Source organism: Vibrio sp. Vb1980, assembly GCF_033338615.1.
In the GTDB taxonomy this organism is placed as follows: Bacteria; Pseudomonadota; Gammaproteobacteria; order Enterobacterales; family Vibrionaceae; genus Vibrio; species Vibrio alginolyticus.
In genome coordinates, this window is sequence record NZ_JAWOSZ010000146.1 from 1 (window position 1) to 558 (window position 558).

The window sequence follows — 558 nt, forward strand, 5'->3', positions numbered from 1 at the left end:
CTGGATATGAAAATTTATTATTCTGTTTCCATTGTCAAAATTTTATGATCTTGGTCTTTCCTTCTTGCCTTTGTACAGAGCCAAAAGAGACACATTGGCTACTTTAACCACCTTAAAGCGGACTCCAGGAATATCACCCACGGCATGGCCTTTGCGACCAAATCCAGCAACCAGAACTTCATCATTTTCCTCAATGAAGTTCAAGCAACCGTCATTGGGCACGAACGCTGTGATCTTCTTGCCGTTCTTAATGAGCTGCACCCTGACACACTTCCGGATGGCAGAATTTGGCTGTTTGGCTTCAACCCCTACTTTTTCCAGCACAATTCCCTTTGCGTGAGAGGCACCCCCAAACGGATTGGCCTTCAGGGCTGTGCCCAAGTGGGCTTTCTTGTACTGCTTATCATGCCACTTCTGGTCCCGTCGGTGACTGCGGAGCTTCCGGGCAGTACGGAGACCACGACACTTACCCATCTTGGGCAATTATATTTTGTTAAGAATTTAATGGCCTATTTCCATGCAGTACCTAATGCTACCTTAGTATGAAGTCACATCCAG

At 46.4% G+C, this 558-nt stretch carries 1 protein-coding gene; it reads right to left on the reverse strand.

Going from position 1 to position 558, the window contains the following annotated elements; genetic code table 11:
• Nucleotides 1–42: 42 nt before the first annotated feature.
• Nucleotides 43–474: a 30S ribosomal protein S12 gene (locus tag R7F64_RS24220; protein WP_108998554.1), complete on the reverse strand. Its 432-nt coding sequence runs from the start codon at nucleotides 472–474 to the stop codon at nucleotides 43–45.
• Nucleotides 475–558 lie beyond the last annotated feature (84 nt).